The sequence below is a fragment of the Streptomyces sp. NPDC021019 genome, from assembly GCF_044333295.1.
GTDB lineage: Bacteria > Actinomycetota > Actinomycetes > Streptomycetales > Streptomycetaceae > Streptomyces.
Genome location: NZ_JBIRQR010000006.1, coordinates 127,002 through 143,562 on the forward strand (window position 1 = coordinate 127,002; position 16,561 = coordinate 143,562).

Consider the following 16,561-nt stretch of genomic DNA (forward strand, 5'->3'; position numbering starts at 1 on the left):
TCCCGTACTCCGCGCCCTTCCGCGTGGGCGGGCACGGATCGGCCCGCACCCTCAGCCCGTCCGGCGCTCGAGGACGGAACCGTGGCTCCGGAGCAGCCGCTCCCCGCGTGAGGGACACCCTCTGAACCCCGCCTGCGGAGTTCGGCCCGTCCCGCCCGAGGGGTCCGTCCTCAAACGCCGTGCGGGCTGGAGCGGCGCGGCCCCTCCCCCGCGAGGCTTCCGTCCTCAAACGCCGGACGGCCTGGACTGGTGCGGGCACAGGCTGGGGCGGCACGCATCCAGCCCGTCCGGCGGTTGAGGACATCGTCGGCAGGCGGAAGAGGCCCGCCCGAACCGCGACAGGCCCCCGCCCCGGGGAGGAACCCGGGGCGGGGGCCTGTCGGCTGTGGCGGGTGGGTCGGTCCGTCAGGACACGGTCAGGGGGCGGATCGCGGTGGGCGCGTGGGACGCGTCCGTCGCGATGTCCTCGAACTCGTTGACCGACGCGATGTCACTGCCGCTCATCGCGATGTTCGTGACCCGCTCCAGGATCGCCTCGACGACCACCGGCACCCGGAACTCCGCTGCGAGCTTCTTCGCCTCTTCGAAGGCCGGCAGCAGCTGGTCCGGCTCGGTGACCCGGATCGCCTTGCAGCCGAGCCCCTCGACGACCTTGACGTGGTCCACGCCGTAGACGCCCAGCTCCGGGGAGTTGAGGTTCTCGAACTCCAGGTTGACCTGGAAGTCGATGTCGAAGTTGCGCTGCGCCTGGCGGATGAGCCCCAGGTAGGAGTTGTTCACCAGGACGTGGACGTACGGGATGCGGTGCTGCGCGCCGACGGCCAGCTCCTCCAGCATGAACTGGAAGTCGTAGTCGCCGGAGAGCGCGACGACCGTGCCCTCCGGGTCCGCGGTGGCGACGCCCAGCGCGGCCGGGATCGTCCAGCCGAGGGGGCCCGCCTGGCCGCAGTTGATCCAGTGACGCGGCTTGTAGACGTGCAGCATCTGCGCGCCGGCGATCTGGGAGAGCCCGATCGTGGTGACGTAACGGGTCTCGGGGCCGAACGCCCGGTTCATCTCCTCGTACACGCGCTGCGGCTTGAGCGGCACGTTGTCGAAGTGGGTGCGGCGCTGGAGGGTCGCCCTGCGCTCCTGCGTGGACGCGGCCCACGCCGAGCGGTCCTTCAGCTCGCCCGCGGCCTTCAGCTCGCGCGCCACCTCGACGAAGAGCTCCAGCGCGGCCTTGGCGTCGGAGGCGATGCCGAGGTCCGGGGCGAAGATCTTGCCGAGCTGGGTGGGCTCGATGTCGACGTGGACGAAGGTGCGGCCCTGGGTGTAGACGTCCAGCTTGCCGGTGTGGCGGTTGGCCCAGCGGTTGCCGATGCCGAGGACGAAGTCGGACTCCAGGAAGTTCGCGTTGCCGTAGCGGTGCGAGGTCTGGAGGCCCACCATGCCGGCGTTCAGCTCGTGGTCGTCGGGGAGGATGCCCCAGCCCATCAGGGTCGGGACGACCGGGACGCCGGTCAGCTCGGCGAACTCCACCAGGAGTTCGGAGGCGTCGGCGTTGATGATGCCGCCGCCCGCGACGAGCACCGGGCGCTCCGAGGCGTTCAGCATCTGGATCGCCCGCTCGATCTGCTTGCGGGAGGCCGCGGGCTTGTGGACCGGGAGGGGTTCGTACAGCTCGGGGTCGAACTCGATCTCGGTGAGCTGGACGTCGATCGGCAGGTCGATGAGGACCGGGCCGGGCCGGCCGGTACGCATCAGGTGGAAGGCCTGCTGGAAGACGCCGGGGACCTGCGCGGCCTCCAGGACGGTCGTCGCCGCCTTGGTGACCGGCTTGGCGATCGACGCGATGTCGACGGCCTGGAAGTCCTCCTTGTGCAGCACGGCGGTCGGGGCCTGGCCGGTGATGCAGAGGATCGGGATGGAGTCGGCGATGGCGGAGTACAGACCGGTGATCATGTCGGTGCCCGCCGGGCCCGACGTCCCGATGCAGACGCCGATGTTGCCGGCCTTGGCCCGGGTGTAACCCTCGGCCATGTGGGAGGCGCCCTCGACGTGCCGGGCCAGTGTGTGCTGCACCCCGCCGGAGGCCTTGAGGGCCGCGTAGAAGGGGTTGATCGCCGCACCCGGCACACCGAACGCGTTGATGACGCCTTCGCGCTTGAGGATCTCAACTGCCGCTCGGGCAGCGGTCATACGAGGCATTGAGTGCTCCTGCTCGGGATTGGTGGAGTCGGGCTCTGTCGCGCCACCTGAGAGCACCAATTCCGCATTACGGAAATTCAGTTCTGCTATACGGAAGCAATCTAAAACGTGCGGCGACCCTCGTCAAGGGCGCGGACGGCCGCCCGCCCCTATGAAGTCCGCCAATCCCCTCCCCAGAGCCTCGCTCCTGGTGGACGATGGGGTGACGAGGGAGGCACGGAGCGCAGTCGGCCGCGCCCGTCCGTGCCGGAGGGAGACGATCGTGGAGTCCGTGCCGGTACGGTGCCCTGTCTGCGGCCGGGACCACGCCTACAGGACACCGGCCTACCCCTGCCCGTGCGGAACGCCCACCGCACCGCCGCTGCTGCGGGACGCCCCGGCGGCGCCGGTGACCCACCGCAGCTGGAACGACGCGTGGGTCACCGCCCGCTGCGCGTCCTGCGCCCGGGAGAACCAGTGGCCCCAGCCCGAGCTGTGCTGTCCGTGCGGGGCCGTCCTGCGGATCCCGGTGCGCCCGGTGGCCGCCGCGCCGGCCCCACCGGTCTCCCCCGCCCACATCCCTCTTCCCCGCACCGCCGCACACCCGCGCCCGCCCTTCCGGCCGATGACGATCCGCACGGGCCACGACGCGGTGAGCGCGGCCGGCCTCTATCTGACCTGGCTGGGCTACCGCGACGTCGGCCGGCCCGGGGCGGGCCCGGCCTCCGGTATCGACCTGCGGGCCGACGGGCTGATCGCGCGGGTCGACTCCAGCACCCGGCCGACGACGCTGCGCGCGGTCGAGACCCTCTGGCTCAACGCGCTGGGCGCGTCGGTGACCGGCGTGTTCTTCTCCCTCGCGGGATACGCGGCCGACGCCCGGGCCCGCGCGGACGGCGTCGGCCTCCCGCTCTTCGTCATGGACCTCACCGGAACCCCGCAGCCGGTGAACAGCCCCGCGGACGAGCTGGTGAGCACGGGCGCCTGAGCGGTGCCCTGCGCGAGGATCCCGGGGTGCGACTCCGGAGAGGATCCGGGGAGCACGCTGGTACCCGGGTGCTGTCGGCCGGACGCCCATATCCGGCCACCGCGTACCGGTCCACCGTCCGGCGCGGCACACTGAGTGCATGCGTATCCGCTCCGCCAGACGCTCGGATCTCCCGCTGCTCCAGGACATCGAGCGCGCCGCAGGGGAACCGTTCCGGGACCTGGGCATGGCCTTCGTGGCCGACGACGATCCGCCCCCGCTCGACCTGCTGGAGAGCTACCGGCTGGCAGGCCGCTGCTGGGTGGCCTCCGACCCCCTCTCCGCCACCGGCGACCGGCCGCTCGGGTACGTGCTCGCCGACCCCGTCGACGACGCCCTGCACATCGAGCAGGTCTCGGTCGACCCCGCCGCCGCCCGCCGGGGCATCGGCCGGGACCTGATCGCCCACCTCGCCGGCCTGGCCGCGGCCCGGGGCATGGCGGCTCTCACCCTGACCACCTTCACCGATGTGCCGTGGAACGCCCCGTACTACACCCGTATCGGCTTCCGTGTCCTGGCCGAGCGCGAACTCACCGACGGACTGCGCGCGATCCGCGCCGAGGAGGCCCAGCACGGACTGGACCGCTGGCCCCGGGTCTGCATGCGGCGCGAACTGGCGCCCGCCGCCCGGCCGTCGGGCGCTGCGGGAACCGCGAAGATTCCGCGCATGCCGGGCACCTCGGGGGTGCCGGACACCTCGGAAGCCGTTGCTGTCAGTGGCAGCCCGTAAGCTGTGCGCATGGCATTACTCCCCGACAGCGCCTTCCCCGCAGACCGCCCCGCGCCCGCCGCCGAGCAGGCCAACGAGGCGATCCGCGCCCTCGTCGACGCCTCCGGGCAGGAGTGGTCCGAGGGGGAGGCCGCCGCGTACGAGGTGCTGCTCATCGAATGGGCGGCGGCGACCCGGGGCGGCCCCGACATCATCGAAGCCGCCTGACAGTGAGGATGGAGGGAGAGTTCTCCGGCGGGGTCCGACCCACCGCCTGACTGACTCAGGGTCCCCAACGGGAGGTGTCGGCCCCGTCCGGGGGACGTCCGCGTGCCTCCGCCGGACCAGGAGGACCGGGAACGGGCGCCGGGGCACAGTCCCCGCACCAGTGGGCCGCACCGGGGGTACCGGGAGGTGCCGCAGCCGTTTCCGGTGCACACTGGGCACCAGGAGGCGTCGAATCCTCTTTGGAGGCGGAAGAGTGAACGCCGGCAGTGGTAAACGGCGCCTGCCCGGCCGGGGCTCCGCCGGGCGACGCTCCACCGGCCCGAACGTGCGGTTCCGCCGGAGCAGAGGCGTCCTGCCGCCGGACCGGTTCACCACACGCAGCCGTCTCGCCTGGCTCAATTCCGCCAGCTCCCGCATCGGCACGACCCTGGACCTGGAGCGCACCGCACAGGAATTCGCCGAGTTCACCGTGCCCCGTTTCGCCGACGGGGCGGCCGTGGACATCCTCGAGAGCGTCCTGCGCGGCGACGAGGGCTCCCGGAAGACCGAGTCCGGCATCCCGCAGATGCGGGCCACGGCGCTGTGCGCCATCGAGGAGCTCTCCAACCTGGAGCCGACGCCGGTGGGCGAGATCTACGTGCACACCCACCAGCCGCACGAGACGCTGCTCCACCGGTACGTCCTCCGGCAGGGCAAGCCGGTCCTGCTGAGCAGGGTGCGCGACGACGACTTCATCCACGTCGCACCCACCGCGAGCGCCGCCGCGCAGTTGCGTGCCGCCGGCGTGCACAGCTACCTGGCCGTGCCCCTGATCGCCCGTGGGCTGCTGCTCGGCAGCGCCGACTTCGTGCGCGGCCGCGGAACTCCACCGTTCTCCACCACCGACCTGGCGCTGGCGGAGCAGCTCGCCTCCAAGGCGGCGGTCTTCATCGACAACGCGCGTCTGTACGGGCGGGAGCGCGAGCACGTCGTCTCGTTGCAGCGCTCCCTGCTGCCGCGCGTCACCCCGGCGACGCCGGGCCTGCGGGTGCACTCCGAGTACGCGCCCGCGGCGGCGCATCACGGCGTGGGCGGGGACTGGTACGACGTGATGGCCCTGCCCGGCGGACGGACGGCCCTGATGGTGGGCGACGTGATGGGGCACGGGCTGCCCGCCGCCGCCACCATGGGGCGCCTACGGACGGTGGCCCGCACGCTGATGACTCTCGACATGACTCCCGAGCGGATCCTCGCGCGACTCGACCTGGCCACCCGCGACCTGGAGGACGAGCAGGTCGCCACCTGCCTGTGCGCGGTCTACGACCCCGCCGACTCCTCCTACACGCTGGCGAGCGCCGGGCACCTGCCGCCGCTGCTCCTCGACGGGCAGGGCGCCGCCGACCTCGTCCCGGTGCCGACCGGCGCGCCGCTGGGGGCGGGCGTGATCCCGTACGACCCCCTGCGGCTGCGCGTCCCGGACGGCGCCCACCTGGTCATGTACACGGACGGTCTGATCAAGTCCCGGGACGAGGACGTGGACGCCCAGTTGGACCGGCTGCGCGCGGCGGCGCTGAGCCTGCCGCCCGGTTCGTTGGAGAAGGGCGGTCTGGTGGAGCGCGCCCCGGCCGCCGCCGCCCGGTTCGACGAGGCGGTGCTCCTCGTCACCACGAGCACCGCACTCCCGGCGGGGGACCTGCGGGTGTGGGAGCTGCCGCGGGACGGCCGGGCCGCCTCGGTCGCCCGTGGCCTCGTCACCGGCCAGCTCGCCGCGTGGGGGCTCGATGAACTCGCCGACGTCTCCGAGCTCGTCGTCTCCGAACTGGTCGGCAACGCACTGCGCTACGGGAACGGCCCGGGCGAGCTGCGGCTGCTGCGCGGGGAACGCTTCGTCGTGGAGGTGTCGGACACCGGCCCCGACCTGCCCCAGATCCAGCACGCGGGCCTCAGCGACGAGGGCGGACGGGGCCTTCAGCTCATCAACATGCTGTGCCGGCGCTGGGGTTCGTCCCGCACGGTCACCGGCAAGGTGGTCTGGGCGGAACAGAACATGCCGTCCTCGGTCCCGGACCGCAGCTGACAGCCGTGGACCTAGCCCCGTGCTTTCGTGAAGCGGGTGGTCAGCACCGCAGAAGCCGGCGCGAGCGCATGGTCATGGAGCAGTTCCTCCTGCCTTGCTCCTGCTGCCCAGCAGACGGCGGCGTCCAGGAGGGCGTGGCCGAGGTGGGAGCACATGGCTTCCCGGCCCGGGCTGCCTGTGGTGGAGGAGTCGGGGTTCCGTACTACGCTCCCGCCCACAGGGCCACCCCACGAACAGCACCGCCATCACACCCCAGGCCATGGCCGCTACGGCCCACCCCTACTCGTCATGGGCCCAGCTTGGCGCACCAGGACCGAACCCGGGTTCTCCGTCCGCGTACGCCTCGCGCAGTTCGATCTTGCGGACCTTTCCGCTCACCGTCATCGGGAAGGTCTCCAGGATCCGCAGCCTGCGCGGAATCTTGTAGTGCGCGAGCCGCTCCCGGCAGTACGCGGAGATCTCCTCCAGGGTGGGCGGGTCGGCGGGGTCCCGGGGAATGACGCAGGCCAGGATCTCCTCGCCGTAGCGCTCGTCCGGCACCCCGACCACCTGGACGTCGGCGACCTTCGGATGGCCGTACAGGAACTCCTCGATCTCCCGCGGGTACACGTTCTCGCCGCCCCGGATGATCATGTCCTTGATCCGGCCGACGACCTGGACGTATCCGTCCTCGCGCATCACCGCGAGGTCCCCGGTGTGCATCCACCGACCAGCGTCGACGACCTCGGCGGTACGGTCGGGCTGGTCCCAGTAGCCGAGCATCACGCTGTAGCCGCGGGTGCGCAGCTCGCCGGCGGTGCCGCGCGGCAGCGTGACGCCGGTGACCGGGTCGACGACCTTGACCTCGATGTGCGGCAGCACGCGGCCCACCGTGCCGGTGCGGCGATCCAGATCGTCGTCGCGGCGGGTCTGGGTGGAGACCGGGGACGTCTCCGTCATCCCGTAGCAGATGGACACCTCGGCCATGTGCATCTGGGCGACGACGCGCTTCATCACCTCGGCCGGACAGGGCGAACCGGCCATGATCCCGGTGCGCAGCGAGGAGAGGTCGTACCCGGCGAAGTCCGGCAGGTTCAGTTCGGCGATGAACATGGTGGGCACGCCGTACAGCGAGGTGCAGCGCTCCTGCTGGACGGCGGCCAGCACGGCGGCGGGCTCGAAGGACGGGCCCGGGATCACGATGCAGGCACCGTGCGAGGTGCTGGCGAGGTTGCCCATCACCATGCCGAAGCAGTGGTAGAAGGGCACCGGGAGGCAGACCCGGTCGACCTCCGTGTACGCGATCGTCTCCCCGACGGAATACCCGTTGTTGAGGATGTTGTGGTGGGAGAGCGTCGCCCCTTTGGGGAAGCCCGTGGTGCCCGAGGTGTACTGGATGTTGATCGGGTCGTCGCAGGACAGCTCCGCCTCGCGGGCGGCCAGGCGCTCCCGGGTGACGACGGGCGCGGCGGCGGTCAGCTCGTCCCAGGTCGGGTCGCCGATGTAGTGGACGGAGCGCAGGCCGGGGCAGGCGGAGCGGACCTGTTCCACGAGGGCGCGGTAGTCGCTGGTGCGGTGGGAGAGCGAAGCGACCAGCAGGGAGACGCCGGCCTGCTGGAGGACGAACTCCACCTCGTGCGCGCGGTAGGCGGGGTTGATCGTGACCATCACGGCCCCGATCCGGGCCGTGGCGTACTGGACGAGCACCCACTCCGGGCAGTTGACCGCCCAGATGCCGACCCGGTCGCCCTTCGCCACCCCCGACGCCATCAGGGCGCGGGCCAACACATCGACGTCCGCGACGAATTCGCTGTACGTCCAGCGCCGGCCCGACGCCACGTCGACCAGCGCCTCGCGGTCGCCGTGTGACGCGGCGGTCCGGTCGAGGTTGCGGCCGATGGTGTCGCCGAGCAGGGCGGTGGAGCCGACACCGTGTGCGTAGGACGGACTGCTCATGTGAGGTCCCCCTCGTCGAACTCGGCGCCGGAGCCCAGGGCGGTGCGTTCGCGCAGCTCGATGCGGCGGATCTTGCCCGACACGGTCTTGGGCAGCTCCGCGAACTCCAGCCTGCGGATGCGTTTGTACGGGGCGAGGACCGCCCGGGAGTGCTCGAAGAGGACCTTCGCGGTGTCCGGCCCGGGCTCCCAGCCCTCCGCGAGCACGACGTACGCCTTCGGGACGGCGAGGCGGAGCGGGTCGGGGGCGGGTACGACGGCGGCCTCGGCGACCGCCTCGTGCTCCAGCAGGGCGCTCTCCAGCTCGAACGGGGAGATCTTGTAGTCGGAGGCCTTGAACACGTCGTCGGCGCGGCCCACATAGGTGATGTAGCCGTCCGCGTCACGTGCGCCGATGTCCCCGGTGCGGTAGTAGCCGCCGGCCATCGCCTCGGCGGTGCGGTCCGGGTCGCCGTGGTAGCCGGTCATCAGGCCGACGGGGCGGTCGGCCAGATCGAGGGAGATCTCGCCCTCGGCCGCCCCGGGCTGACCGCTGACCGGGTCGAGCAGTTCGACGGTGAAGCCGGGGCTCGGCCGTCCCATGGAGCCGGTCTTGAGAAGCTGGCCGGGGGTGTTGGCGACCTGGACGGCGGTCTCCGTCTGGCCGAACCCGTCGCGGATGGTGACGCCCCACTCCCGCCGGACCGTCTCGATGACCTCCGGGTTCAGCGGCTCTCCGGCCGCGACGACCTCGCGCGGCGGGACCTTCAACTGGCTCAGGTCGGCCTGGATGAGCATCCGCCAGACGGTGGGCGGGGCGCAGAAGCTCGTGATGCCCGAGCGATCCATCTCGGCCATCAGACGGCCCGCGTCGAAGCGGGTGTAGTTGAAGATGAAGACGGTGGCCTCGGCGGTCCACGGCGCGAAGAGATTGGACCAGGCGTGCTTGGCCCAGCCGGGCGAGGAGATGTTGAGATGGACGTCGCCCGGCCTGAGTCCGATCCAGTACATCGTCGCCAAGTGCCCCACGGGGTAGGACACATGGGTGTGCTCGACCAGTTTGGGGCTGGCAGTGGTGCCGGAGGTGAAGTAGAGCATCAGCGGCTCGTCCGCGTCCGTCTCCCGGACCGGTGCGAACGCGGCGGACGTCTCGGCGGCTCCCGCGTACGGCAGCCAGCCCGCCACCTCCTCGCCCACCGCGATCCGGGTGTAGTCCCCGGGTACCTCGTCGAACTTCGCGGTGTCCGCGTCCCGCACCAGCACATGGCGCACCCGGCCGCGCTCCACCCGGTCGCGCAGGTCCGCGGGGCCGAGGAGCGGGGTGGCGGGGATGACGACCGCGCGCAGCTTCATCGCGGCGAGGGCGGTCTCCCACAGCTCGACCTGGTTGCCGAGCATCACGAGGACGCGGTCGCCCGCCCGTACGCCCTGTTCCTTCAGCCAGTTGGCGGTCCGGTCGGAGCGCTCCGACATCGCCGCGAAGGACACCTCGGCGCGCCGGCCGTCCTCCTCCACGATGTGCAGGGCGGTGCGGTCGTTGTTCTCGGCGATGACGTCGAACCAGTCCAGGGCCCAGTTGAAGTGATCCGCCCGGGGCCAGCGGAAGCCCGCGTAGGCCCGCTCGTAGTCCTCGCGGTGCTCCAGCAGGAAGTCCCGGGCGGCCCGGAACGTCTCGGTAGCGCTGGTTGCCGACATGTGCCCTCCTCATTACGGACCGGTCGCCTAACATCATGTAAACAGTGACCCAGGTCTCACCACCCCCGGACGGGGGTGGTCCGCTCCCCCGTCCGGGGGAGAGCGGCACGGGCCGGGCGGGAGGACGTCGGAGTGCCGGAACCGGTCGACGCGGTCGAGATGCAGGCCGCGCTGTTGAGGCTGCGCCGCACGAGCGGGCTTCCCGTGGTGTTCGGCGGCCTGCTGTCCGACGCGCGCCATGCGCGGATCGCCGAGCTCAACGGGGCGCAGACCAGTGCGCTGCGGGGGCTGGTCATCTCCGCCGGGAGCGGACTGGGCGGCAAGTCCATCGCGCTGTCCCGGCCCTGCGCGGTGACGGACTACGCCTCTTCGCGCCACATCAGCCACGAGTACGACGCGGCGGTGGCGGCGGAGGGGCTGCGCTCGGTCGTCGCGGTCCCCGTCGTCGTACGGCGTGCGGTGCGGGGCGTGCTGTACGGGGCGCTGCGCACGCCGGTCACGCTGGGCGACCGGACGTTCGACGCGGTGGTGGCGGCGGCCCGTGACGTGGAGCAGTCGCTCGCGGTGCGGGACGAGGTGCGGCGGTTGCTGGCGGCGGGCCGGGAGCAGGTGACCGATCCGGACACGGCGCCCGGCGTTTGGGAGGACGTGCGCGAGGCCCACCGCGAACTGCGCGCACTGGTCCCGAGGGTCCTGGACCCGGCCCTGCGCGACGAGTTGCTGGACGTCTGCGGGCGGCTGGCCTCGGCGGCGGGGGCCAAGGTGCCCGCGGCCCGGGAGGTCCGCCTCTCGCCGCGCGAGGTGGACGTGGTGGCGTGTGTGGCGGCGGGCGCGACGAACGCGGCGGCCGCCGAGCGGCTGGGGCTGCGGCCGGAGACGGTGAAGGGGTATCTGCGGTCCGCGATGCGGAAGTTGGGGGCGCACACGCGGCTGGAGGCCGTGGTGGCGTCCCGCCGGGCGGGACTGCTGCCCTGACCCCTGCCCCCCGCCCCTGACCCGCGGGCCACGGGGGTCTCAGTCGCGGTAGTCCAGGAAGGTGCCGAACCGGACGTCGTGGTCCGTCGCGTCCGTCATCACGGTCAGCATCCGCGCCGCCTCCTCGGTGATCTCCGCGCGCTCGGCGCGGACCAGGCTCCGCAGCGGCTGAACGGTCAGGATCGCGGTTCCGTCCTCGCGTTCGACGCGCCAGACCGCGTCGAAGAACCCGTCGATCAGCACGGACCCGTACGCCTGGTTGCCCACCCCGTTGCGCCCCTTGTTCACCGGGGCGATCACCCGGGTGCGGTCGGCGTGGCCGAGGAGGAGGTTGTCGAACTCGGGCAGGAAGCGCGGCGGGGCCGGGGTGCCCGGGTCGGGGCGCGGGGCGTCCGGGAGGTCGAAGAGCTCGACGCCCCTCTCGTCCCGGAAGGTGAGGAGCCGGGGCCTGAGCCGTTCGAAGACCTCCTTCGTGCGGGTGAGTCCCGACCATGACTGGAAGTCCATCACCGAGGCGGGACCGAACGCGCCCAGGTAGCGCAGCACGGTGGCGTCGGGTGCGGGCGCCGGTTCGGCGGGCCGGCCCAACCAGTGCTCCGCGGTGGTCAGGGCGACCTGCCCGCCGCGTCCCCACAGTCCACGCGGGGTGACCTGGACCAGGGGCAGCAGACAGCGGGCGGCGACGGTGAGCGCGAGGGGGTCGGCGTCGGGCCAGCGGGCGAGGAGCTCCTCCCGCAGCTCCTTCACCGGACGCGGGCGCTCCACGACCAACTCCTCGGCCACCGCGGCGAGCCGGTCCAGATCCACTCCCTCCAACCCACGCCGGAAGGTCCTCAGCTCCCGCTCGCGCGCCGCCTGCACCAGGGGGCGCAGGGTCAGCGCGTCGTCCGCCGTATGGGTGTGGAGGGTGGAGCGGAGGGTGACGATCCGGACCACCTCGCGGGACGCCATCAGGGCGGACAGCTCTTCGGGGTCGAAGTCCGCCAGCCGGGCGTACAGCTGGAAGTACGGGGGCTTGGTGTTCTGGGCCTGGAGCCCGAGGAGGTGGGCGACGGCGTCCTTCGCGGACATCGGCGACCGGTGCAGCAGGAGCTGTCGGTCCAGGGTCGCCCGGTTCAGCGCCCTCGCGGAGAGGACGGTGGGCTGTTCGGCGGTGCGGTGCGTCTTCGCTGCCATGGTCCGCACGGTACCGGGGCTTGCGGACAGTTACGGTCCGCAAGGGGGGCGGGCAGGTGTCACGCCCACCGGCCCCGTGCGCCGAGCGCGCGGTCAGGCGGCGGGCACGGGGGTGAGCCGCTCGCCCGGGGGCACCGGGCCGGGGGGTGTGCCGTCGCCGAACGGGCGGCCGCCGAGCTGTTCGCGGTGGTGCGGAGCCCTCCAGCCGGAGAGGTCGGGGCCGACGGGGACGATGCCGGTGGGGTTGATGCCCGTGTGCACCTGGTAGTAGTGCCGCTTGATGTGGTCGAAGTCGACCGTGTCGCCGAATCCGGGTGTCTGGTAAAGGTCGCGGACGTAACCCCACAGGACGGGGTCCTCGGTCAGCTTGTTCCGGTTGCACTTGAAGTGGCCGTGGTAGACGGCGTCGAAGCGGACCAGGGTGGTGAAGAGCCGGATGTCGGCCTCGGTGATGGTGTCGCCGACCAGGTAGCGGCGGTCCGCGAGACGTGCGGAGACCAGGTCGAGGCGGCGGAACAGGGCGGCGTACGCCTCCTCGTACTCCTCCTGGGAGCTGGCGAACCCCGCGCGGTACACGCCGTTGTTGACGTCCCGGTAGATGCCCTCCATGACCTCGTCGATCTCGTCGCGCAACGGTCCGGGGTAGAGGTCGGGCGCGCCGGGCCGGTGCAGAGCGGTCCATTCGGTGGCGAGGTCGAGGGTGATCCGCTGGTAGTCGTTGGTGACCAGTTTCCCGCTCGGTACGTCCACGATCGCGGGCACGCTGACACCGCCGGGGTAGTCACGCTCCCGGGCGTCGTAGGCCTCGCTCAGATAGCGGATGCCGAGGACCGGGTCCGTGCCGCCCGGGTCGAGGGTGAAGCGCCAGCTGCGGTCGTCCTGGATCGGGTCGGCGACGGCGAGCGACAGCGCGTCCTCCAGGCCGAGGAGGCGCCGGGAGACCAGGGCGCGGCTCGCCCAGGGGCAGGCACGGCTGACGACGAGCCGGTAGCGGCCATGCTCCACGGGCCATCCGTCGCGCCCGTCGGCGGTGACGCGGTCGGCGAAGTGGCTCCGGGACCGCTTGAACGGCTTGTGGCCGTAGGAGGTGTTGCCGTCGCTCCCGGCGCTGTCCGCTGTCGTGTCGTTCATGCCGCGCTCCTCGATGCTTCGTTCGGTTCGTGTGTTGTGCGTCGTCTGCCCCGTCGGTCGGCTCCGACCTCCGCCAGCGCCACGATCAGGGCGGCCAGGACGAAGGCGACGGAGACGATGAGCCCGTGGTCGTAGGCGTCGGCCCAGCCGTCCGCGCCGACCTGGGCGAAGAACACCGCGCCGACGGCGGCGATCCCGATCGCGGAGCCGACCCGCTGGCCGGTCTGCAGGGTGCCCCCGGCGCTGCCGGCCCGGTTCACCGGCACCTCCGCGAGGGTCAGCGTCTGGTTCGGGGCGATGACCAGGCCGCTGCCGAGACCGGCGAGGAGCAGCGGGGCGGCCATCGCCCAGCCCGCGCCGGTGCCGGGGACCAGGTGGACGGCGAGGGCGGTCCCGGCGAGGCCCACGGCGACCATGGCCAGGCCCGCCACCACGAGGGGGCGGCCGAAGCGCCCGACGAGCCGGCCTCCGATGGACGCGGCGACGCCGGAGCCGAGGGCGAAGGGGGTGATGGCAAGCCCGGCCAGGAGGGCGGAGTAGCCCAGACCGGACTGGAGATAGAGCGTCGTGACGAAGAAGATCGAGGTGAACCCGGCGAAGTAGAGCAGGATCAGCAGGCAGCCCAGCCAGTAGGAGCGCAGCCGGAACAGCGACAGGTCCAGGACCGGGTGGGTGCGTCCGCCCGTGCACCGCGACTCCCAGACCATGAACGCGGTCAGCAGGGCCCCGGCCAGGACGAGCAGCAGCCACTTTCCGTTTCCGGGCCACTGCTGGGCCTGGACGAACGGCAGCAGCAGCGCGAGCAGTCCGGCCCCGAGCAGGGCGACGCCCACCGGGTCCAGGTCGCGTGGCCTCACCCGGCCGGCCGACGGGGTGTCCGGGAGCAGCCGGTGGGCGAGCAGGAGGCAGACGGCGCCGAGCGGGAGGTTGACGTAGAAGACCCAGCGCCAGCCGTGGTCCGGTCCGGCAGCCTGGATGAGCAGGCCGCCGAGCAGCGGACCCACGGCCGTGGAGATGCCGACGACGGTGCCGAACATGCCGAAGGCCCGGCCGCGCTCGCGCCCGGAGAACATCTGCTGGATCAGCGCGGAGATCTGTGGGGAGATCAGACCGCCCGCGATGCCCTGCGCCAGGCGGGCGATGACCAGCCACAGGCTGGACTGGGCGGCCCCGCAGGCGGCGGAGGCCAGGGTGAAGAGGGCGAGCCCCGCCATGAAGACCGCCCGGCGGCCCCGCGCGTCGCCCAGGCGTCCGGCCGGGATGAGGAAGAGCCCGAAGGCGAGGGCGTAGCCGGAGAGCACCCATTGGAGGTCCGACTCGGGGGTGTTCAGGCCCTCCCGGATCGAGGGGAGGGCCACGTTGACGATGGAGACGTCCAGCAGGGTCATGAAGCCCGCCACCAGGCAGACGGCCAGGGCCCGCCAACGCCGGGGGTCGGGTCCGTCCGGGACGGCGTCGCCCCCGGCCGGCCCGGGATGCTCCGCGCTCCGTGCCATGGTTCGCACCTTAGGTCGCGTGGTGTGTTTCCTCATGCGGGACGCGTCCGCACCGGTGGCCCGGATCGTGGATTCCCGGACGGCCCCGCTGCGGAGTGTCCGTGCCCGACGGGGGTACTCGTTCCCGCATGACTGTGGAGAAAACGAGCGTCCTCGTCCTTGACTGCGCCGAACCCGTGGAGCTGGCCGAGTTCTACGCCGGTCTGCTCGACGCTGAGATACGGATCGGCTCCGACCCCGATTTCGTCGAGATCGTCGGCAACGACGGCGTCCGGCTGGCGATCCGCCGCGACCACGGCTACGCCCCGCCGAGCTGGCCGCGCCCGGAGGACTCGCAGCAGGCGCATCTGCGGATCCTGGTCGGCCACGAGGACATCGACGAGGCCGAACGGGAGGCGATCGGGCTGGGGGCGCGGCCCGTGGACACGGGAGACAGCAACAGCGGCCCCCGGGACGTGCGGGTGTACGGGGACCCGGCGGGCCACTCGTTCTCGCTGGCGGTCTACCCGCTGCCACAGGGCTGAGCGCCTCTGGAGGGCCGGGCGGCACACGGGCATCGGCGCCCCAGGGCGCGCGCGGGGCGGAAGGGTCCCAACAGGCCCTTCCGCCCCGCGCGTTGATAGGCAGGAAAGTTTCCCAATGCTGTTGACGGCAATTGGAAGGAAGCTTTACTTTCAGTTCTGCCGACATGGCGTCTCCCACCCCCCTCCGAAGGGAGCACCACCATGCACCAGCGCACCACTCCCCCCACCGACACCGCCGTTCCGACCGGTCGCCGCAGAATGGCCCGCAAGGCCCTGCTCGCCGCGTCCGCGCTCGGTGTCGTCACCGCACTGATGGCCCCCGTCCGAGCGGGAGCCGCCCCGGCCCCCGTCTCCCCCACCGCCGCCACCCCGCTCGCCGCCAACGGGCAGCTCTCCGTCTGCGGCCGTCAGCTCTGCAACGACTCCGGCCAGGCGGTCGCCCTCAACGGGATGAGCACGCACGGCACCCAGTGGTACGCCCAGTGCGTGACGGACGGATCGCTCAACGCCCTGGCCCAGGACTGGCGCGCCGACGTGCTGCGCGTCTCCACCTACGTGCAGGAGGGCGGGTACGAGACCGACCCGGCCGGATTCACCGCCCGTGCGCAGAAGTTCGTCGACGCGGCGCACGCACGCGGCATGTACGCGGTCATCGACTGGCACATGCTCTCCCCGGGCGACCCCAACGCGAACCTGTCGCGGGCGAAGACCTTCTTCACGGCGATGGCGAAGAAGTACAAGAACCACCCCGGTGTGCTCTACGAGATCGCCAACGAGCCCTCGGGGGTGAGCTGGTCGCGCATCAAGTCCTACGCGGAGCAGATCATCCCGGTGATCCGGGCCCAGGACCCCGACGCGGTGGTCCTGGTCGGGACGCGCGCCTGGTCGTCCTTCGGCGTTTCCGAGGGCTCCAACGAGTCGGAGGTCGTGAACAACCCCGTCCGCGCTTCGAACATCATGTACACCTTCCACTTCTACGCGGCCTCACACCGCGAGGAGTATCTGAGCGCGCTCGACCGGGCCTCGAACAAATTGCCCGTATTCGTCACCGAGTTCGGCACTCAGAACTACGCGGGCGAGGGTGCCAACGACTTCACCATGTCGCAGCGCTACCTCGACCTGATGAAGCGCAAGAAGATCTCGTGGACCAACTGGAACTACTCCGACGACCACCGTTCCGGGGCCGTCTTCAAGACCGGGACCTGCGACGGGACCAACTGGACGGGGACCGGCGTCCTGAAGGAGGCCGGGGTCTGGATCCGCGACCGCATCCGCCAGTGACCCCGGCCGTCCGGCCGGGACGCACACCCTCATGAGCCGCCCGGTGCGGTCCCCCCCGGGGCCGCACCGGGCGCCGGTTCGTGGTGCTCACCCGGGATACGCCCGGAATTAACCTCCAACGCCTTGTCATGCCTGTTCTACGCGCATAGCTTTTGCCCCTCCTACTCAGTTCAGTTGGGGG

General features: G+C 71.8%; 13 protein-coding genes. 7 read left to right on the top strand and 6 right to left on the bottom strand.

The features are described 5' to 3' along the window. Positions 1-405: 405 nt before the first annotated feature. Positions 406-2,190 carry a glyoxylate carboligase gene (gene gcl, locus ACH4RG_RS27800; protein WP_398540422.1) on the bottom strand — a complete coding sequence of 595 codons (1,785 nt, stop codon included), beginning with the start codon at positions 2,188-2,190 and terminating at the stop codon, positions 406-408. Between the two features lie 262 nt (positions 2,191-2,452). On the opposite strand from gcl, the gene ACH4RG_RS27805 reads away from it, so the two are divergent. The 4 genes from ACH4RG_RS27805 (at position 2,453) to ACH4RG_RS27820 (ending at position 6,189) form a co-directional block, all read left to right on the top strand. Further along, positions 2,453-3,157, top strand: a complete 705-nt coding sequence (locus tag ACH4RG_RS27805) for a hypothetical protein (protein ID WP_397922282.1) — start codon at positions 2,453-2,455, stop codon at positions 3,155-3,157. Positions 3,158-3,296: 139 nt separating this feature from the next. Beyond that, a complete protein-coding gene (locus ACH4RG_RS27810) occupies positions 3,297-3,926 on the top strand; it encodes a GNAT family N-acetyltransferase (RefSeq protein ID WP_397922280.1) in 630 nt (209 codons plus the stop codon). A 9-nt stretch (positions 3,927-3,935) separates the two neighbouring features. Next, entirely contained in the window at positions 3,936-4,133 is a 198-nt protein-coding gene (locus tag ACH4RG_RS27815) for a hypothetical protein (RefSeq protein ID WP_397922278.1), read from the top strand. 253 nt (positions 4,134-4,386) lie between these two features. Next, a complete protein-coding gene (locus ACH4RG_RS27820) occupies positions 4,387-6,189 on the top strand; it encodes a SpoIIE family protein phosphatase (RefSeq protein WP_397931031.1) in 1,803 nt (600 codons plus the stop codon). 279 nt (positions 6,190-6,468) lie between these two features. Here ACH4RG_RS27820 and ACH4RG_RS27825 read toward each other — a convergent pair whose 3' ends face one another. After that, positions 6,469-8,124 carry an AMP-binding protein gene (locus ACH4RG_RS27825; RefSeq protein ID WP_397931028.1) on the bottom strand — a complete coding sequence of 552 codons (1,656 nt, stop codon included), beginning with the start codon at positions 8,122-8,124 and terminating at the stop codon, positions 6,469-6,471. Beyond that, a complete protein-coding gene (locus ACH4RG_RS27830) occupies positions 8,121-9,797 on the bottom strand; it encodes an AMP-binding protein (RefSeq protein WP_397922272.1) in 1,677 nt (558 codons plus the stop codon). The genes ACH4RG_RS27825 and ACH4RG_RS27830 overlap by 4 nt, the downstream gene beginning before the upstream one ends. A 132-nt stretch (positions 9,798-9,929) precedes the next feature. Here ACH4RG_RS27830 and ACH4RG_RS27835 point away from each other — a divergent pair, with 132 nt between their 5' ends. Then, complete coding sequence (locus tag ACH4RG_RS27835) at positions 9,930-10,772, top strand: response regulator transcription factor (protein ID WP_397931025.1); 843 nt, start codon at positions 9,930-9,932, stop codon at positions 10,770-10,772. Between the two features lie 39 nt (positions 10,773-10,811). Here ACH4RG_RS27835 and ACH4RG_RS27840 read toward each other — a convergent pair whose 3' ends face one another. The 3 genes from ACH4RG_RS27840 to ACH4RG_RS27850 all read right to left on the bottom strand — a co-directional run bounded on the left by ACH4RG_RS27840 (position 10,812) and on the right by ACH4RG_RS27850 (position 14,575). Next, the gene (locus tag ACH4RG_RS27840) at positions 10,812-11,948 is read right to left on the bottom strand and encodes a winged helix DNA-binding domain-containing protein (protein WP_397931023.1); all 1,137 of its coding nucleotides are present in this window, start codon (positions 11,946-11,948) and stop codon (positions 10,812-10,814) included. A gap of 93 nt (positions 11,949-12,041) precedes the next feature. Beyond that, the gene (locus ACH4RG_RS27845) at positions 12,042-13,079 is read right to left on the bottom strand and encodes a glutathione S-transferase family protein (RefSeq protein ID WP_398540423.1); all 1,038 of its coding nucleotides are present in this window, start codon (positions 13,077-13,079) and stop codon (positions 12,042-12,044) included. After that, complete coding sequence (locus ACH4RG_RS27850; protein WP_397922264.1) at positions 13,076-14,575, bottom strand: MFS transporter; 1,500 nt, start codon at positions 14,573-14,575, stop codon at positions 13,076-13,078. The genes ACH4RG_RS27845 and ACH4RG_RS27850 overlap by 4 nt, the downstream gene beginning before the upstream one ends. A 128-nt stretch (positions 14,576-14,703) precedes the next feature. Between ACH4RG_RS27850 and ACH4RG_RS27855 the strand changes: the two genes are divergently transcribed. Further along, positions 14,704-15,099, top strand: coding sequence for a VOC family protein (locus tag ACH4RG_RS27855; protein WP_397922262.1), 396 nt, complete (start codon positions 14,704-14,706; stop codon positions 15,097-15,099). Positions 15,100-15,300: 201 nt separating this feature from the next. Next, entirely contained in the window at positions 15,301-16,380 is a 1,080-nt protein-coding gene (locus ACH4RG_RS27860) for a glycoside hydrolase family 5 protein (protein ID WP_397922260.1), read from the top strand. The last annotated feature ends 181 nt before the right edge of the window (positions 16,381-16,561 follow it).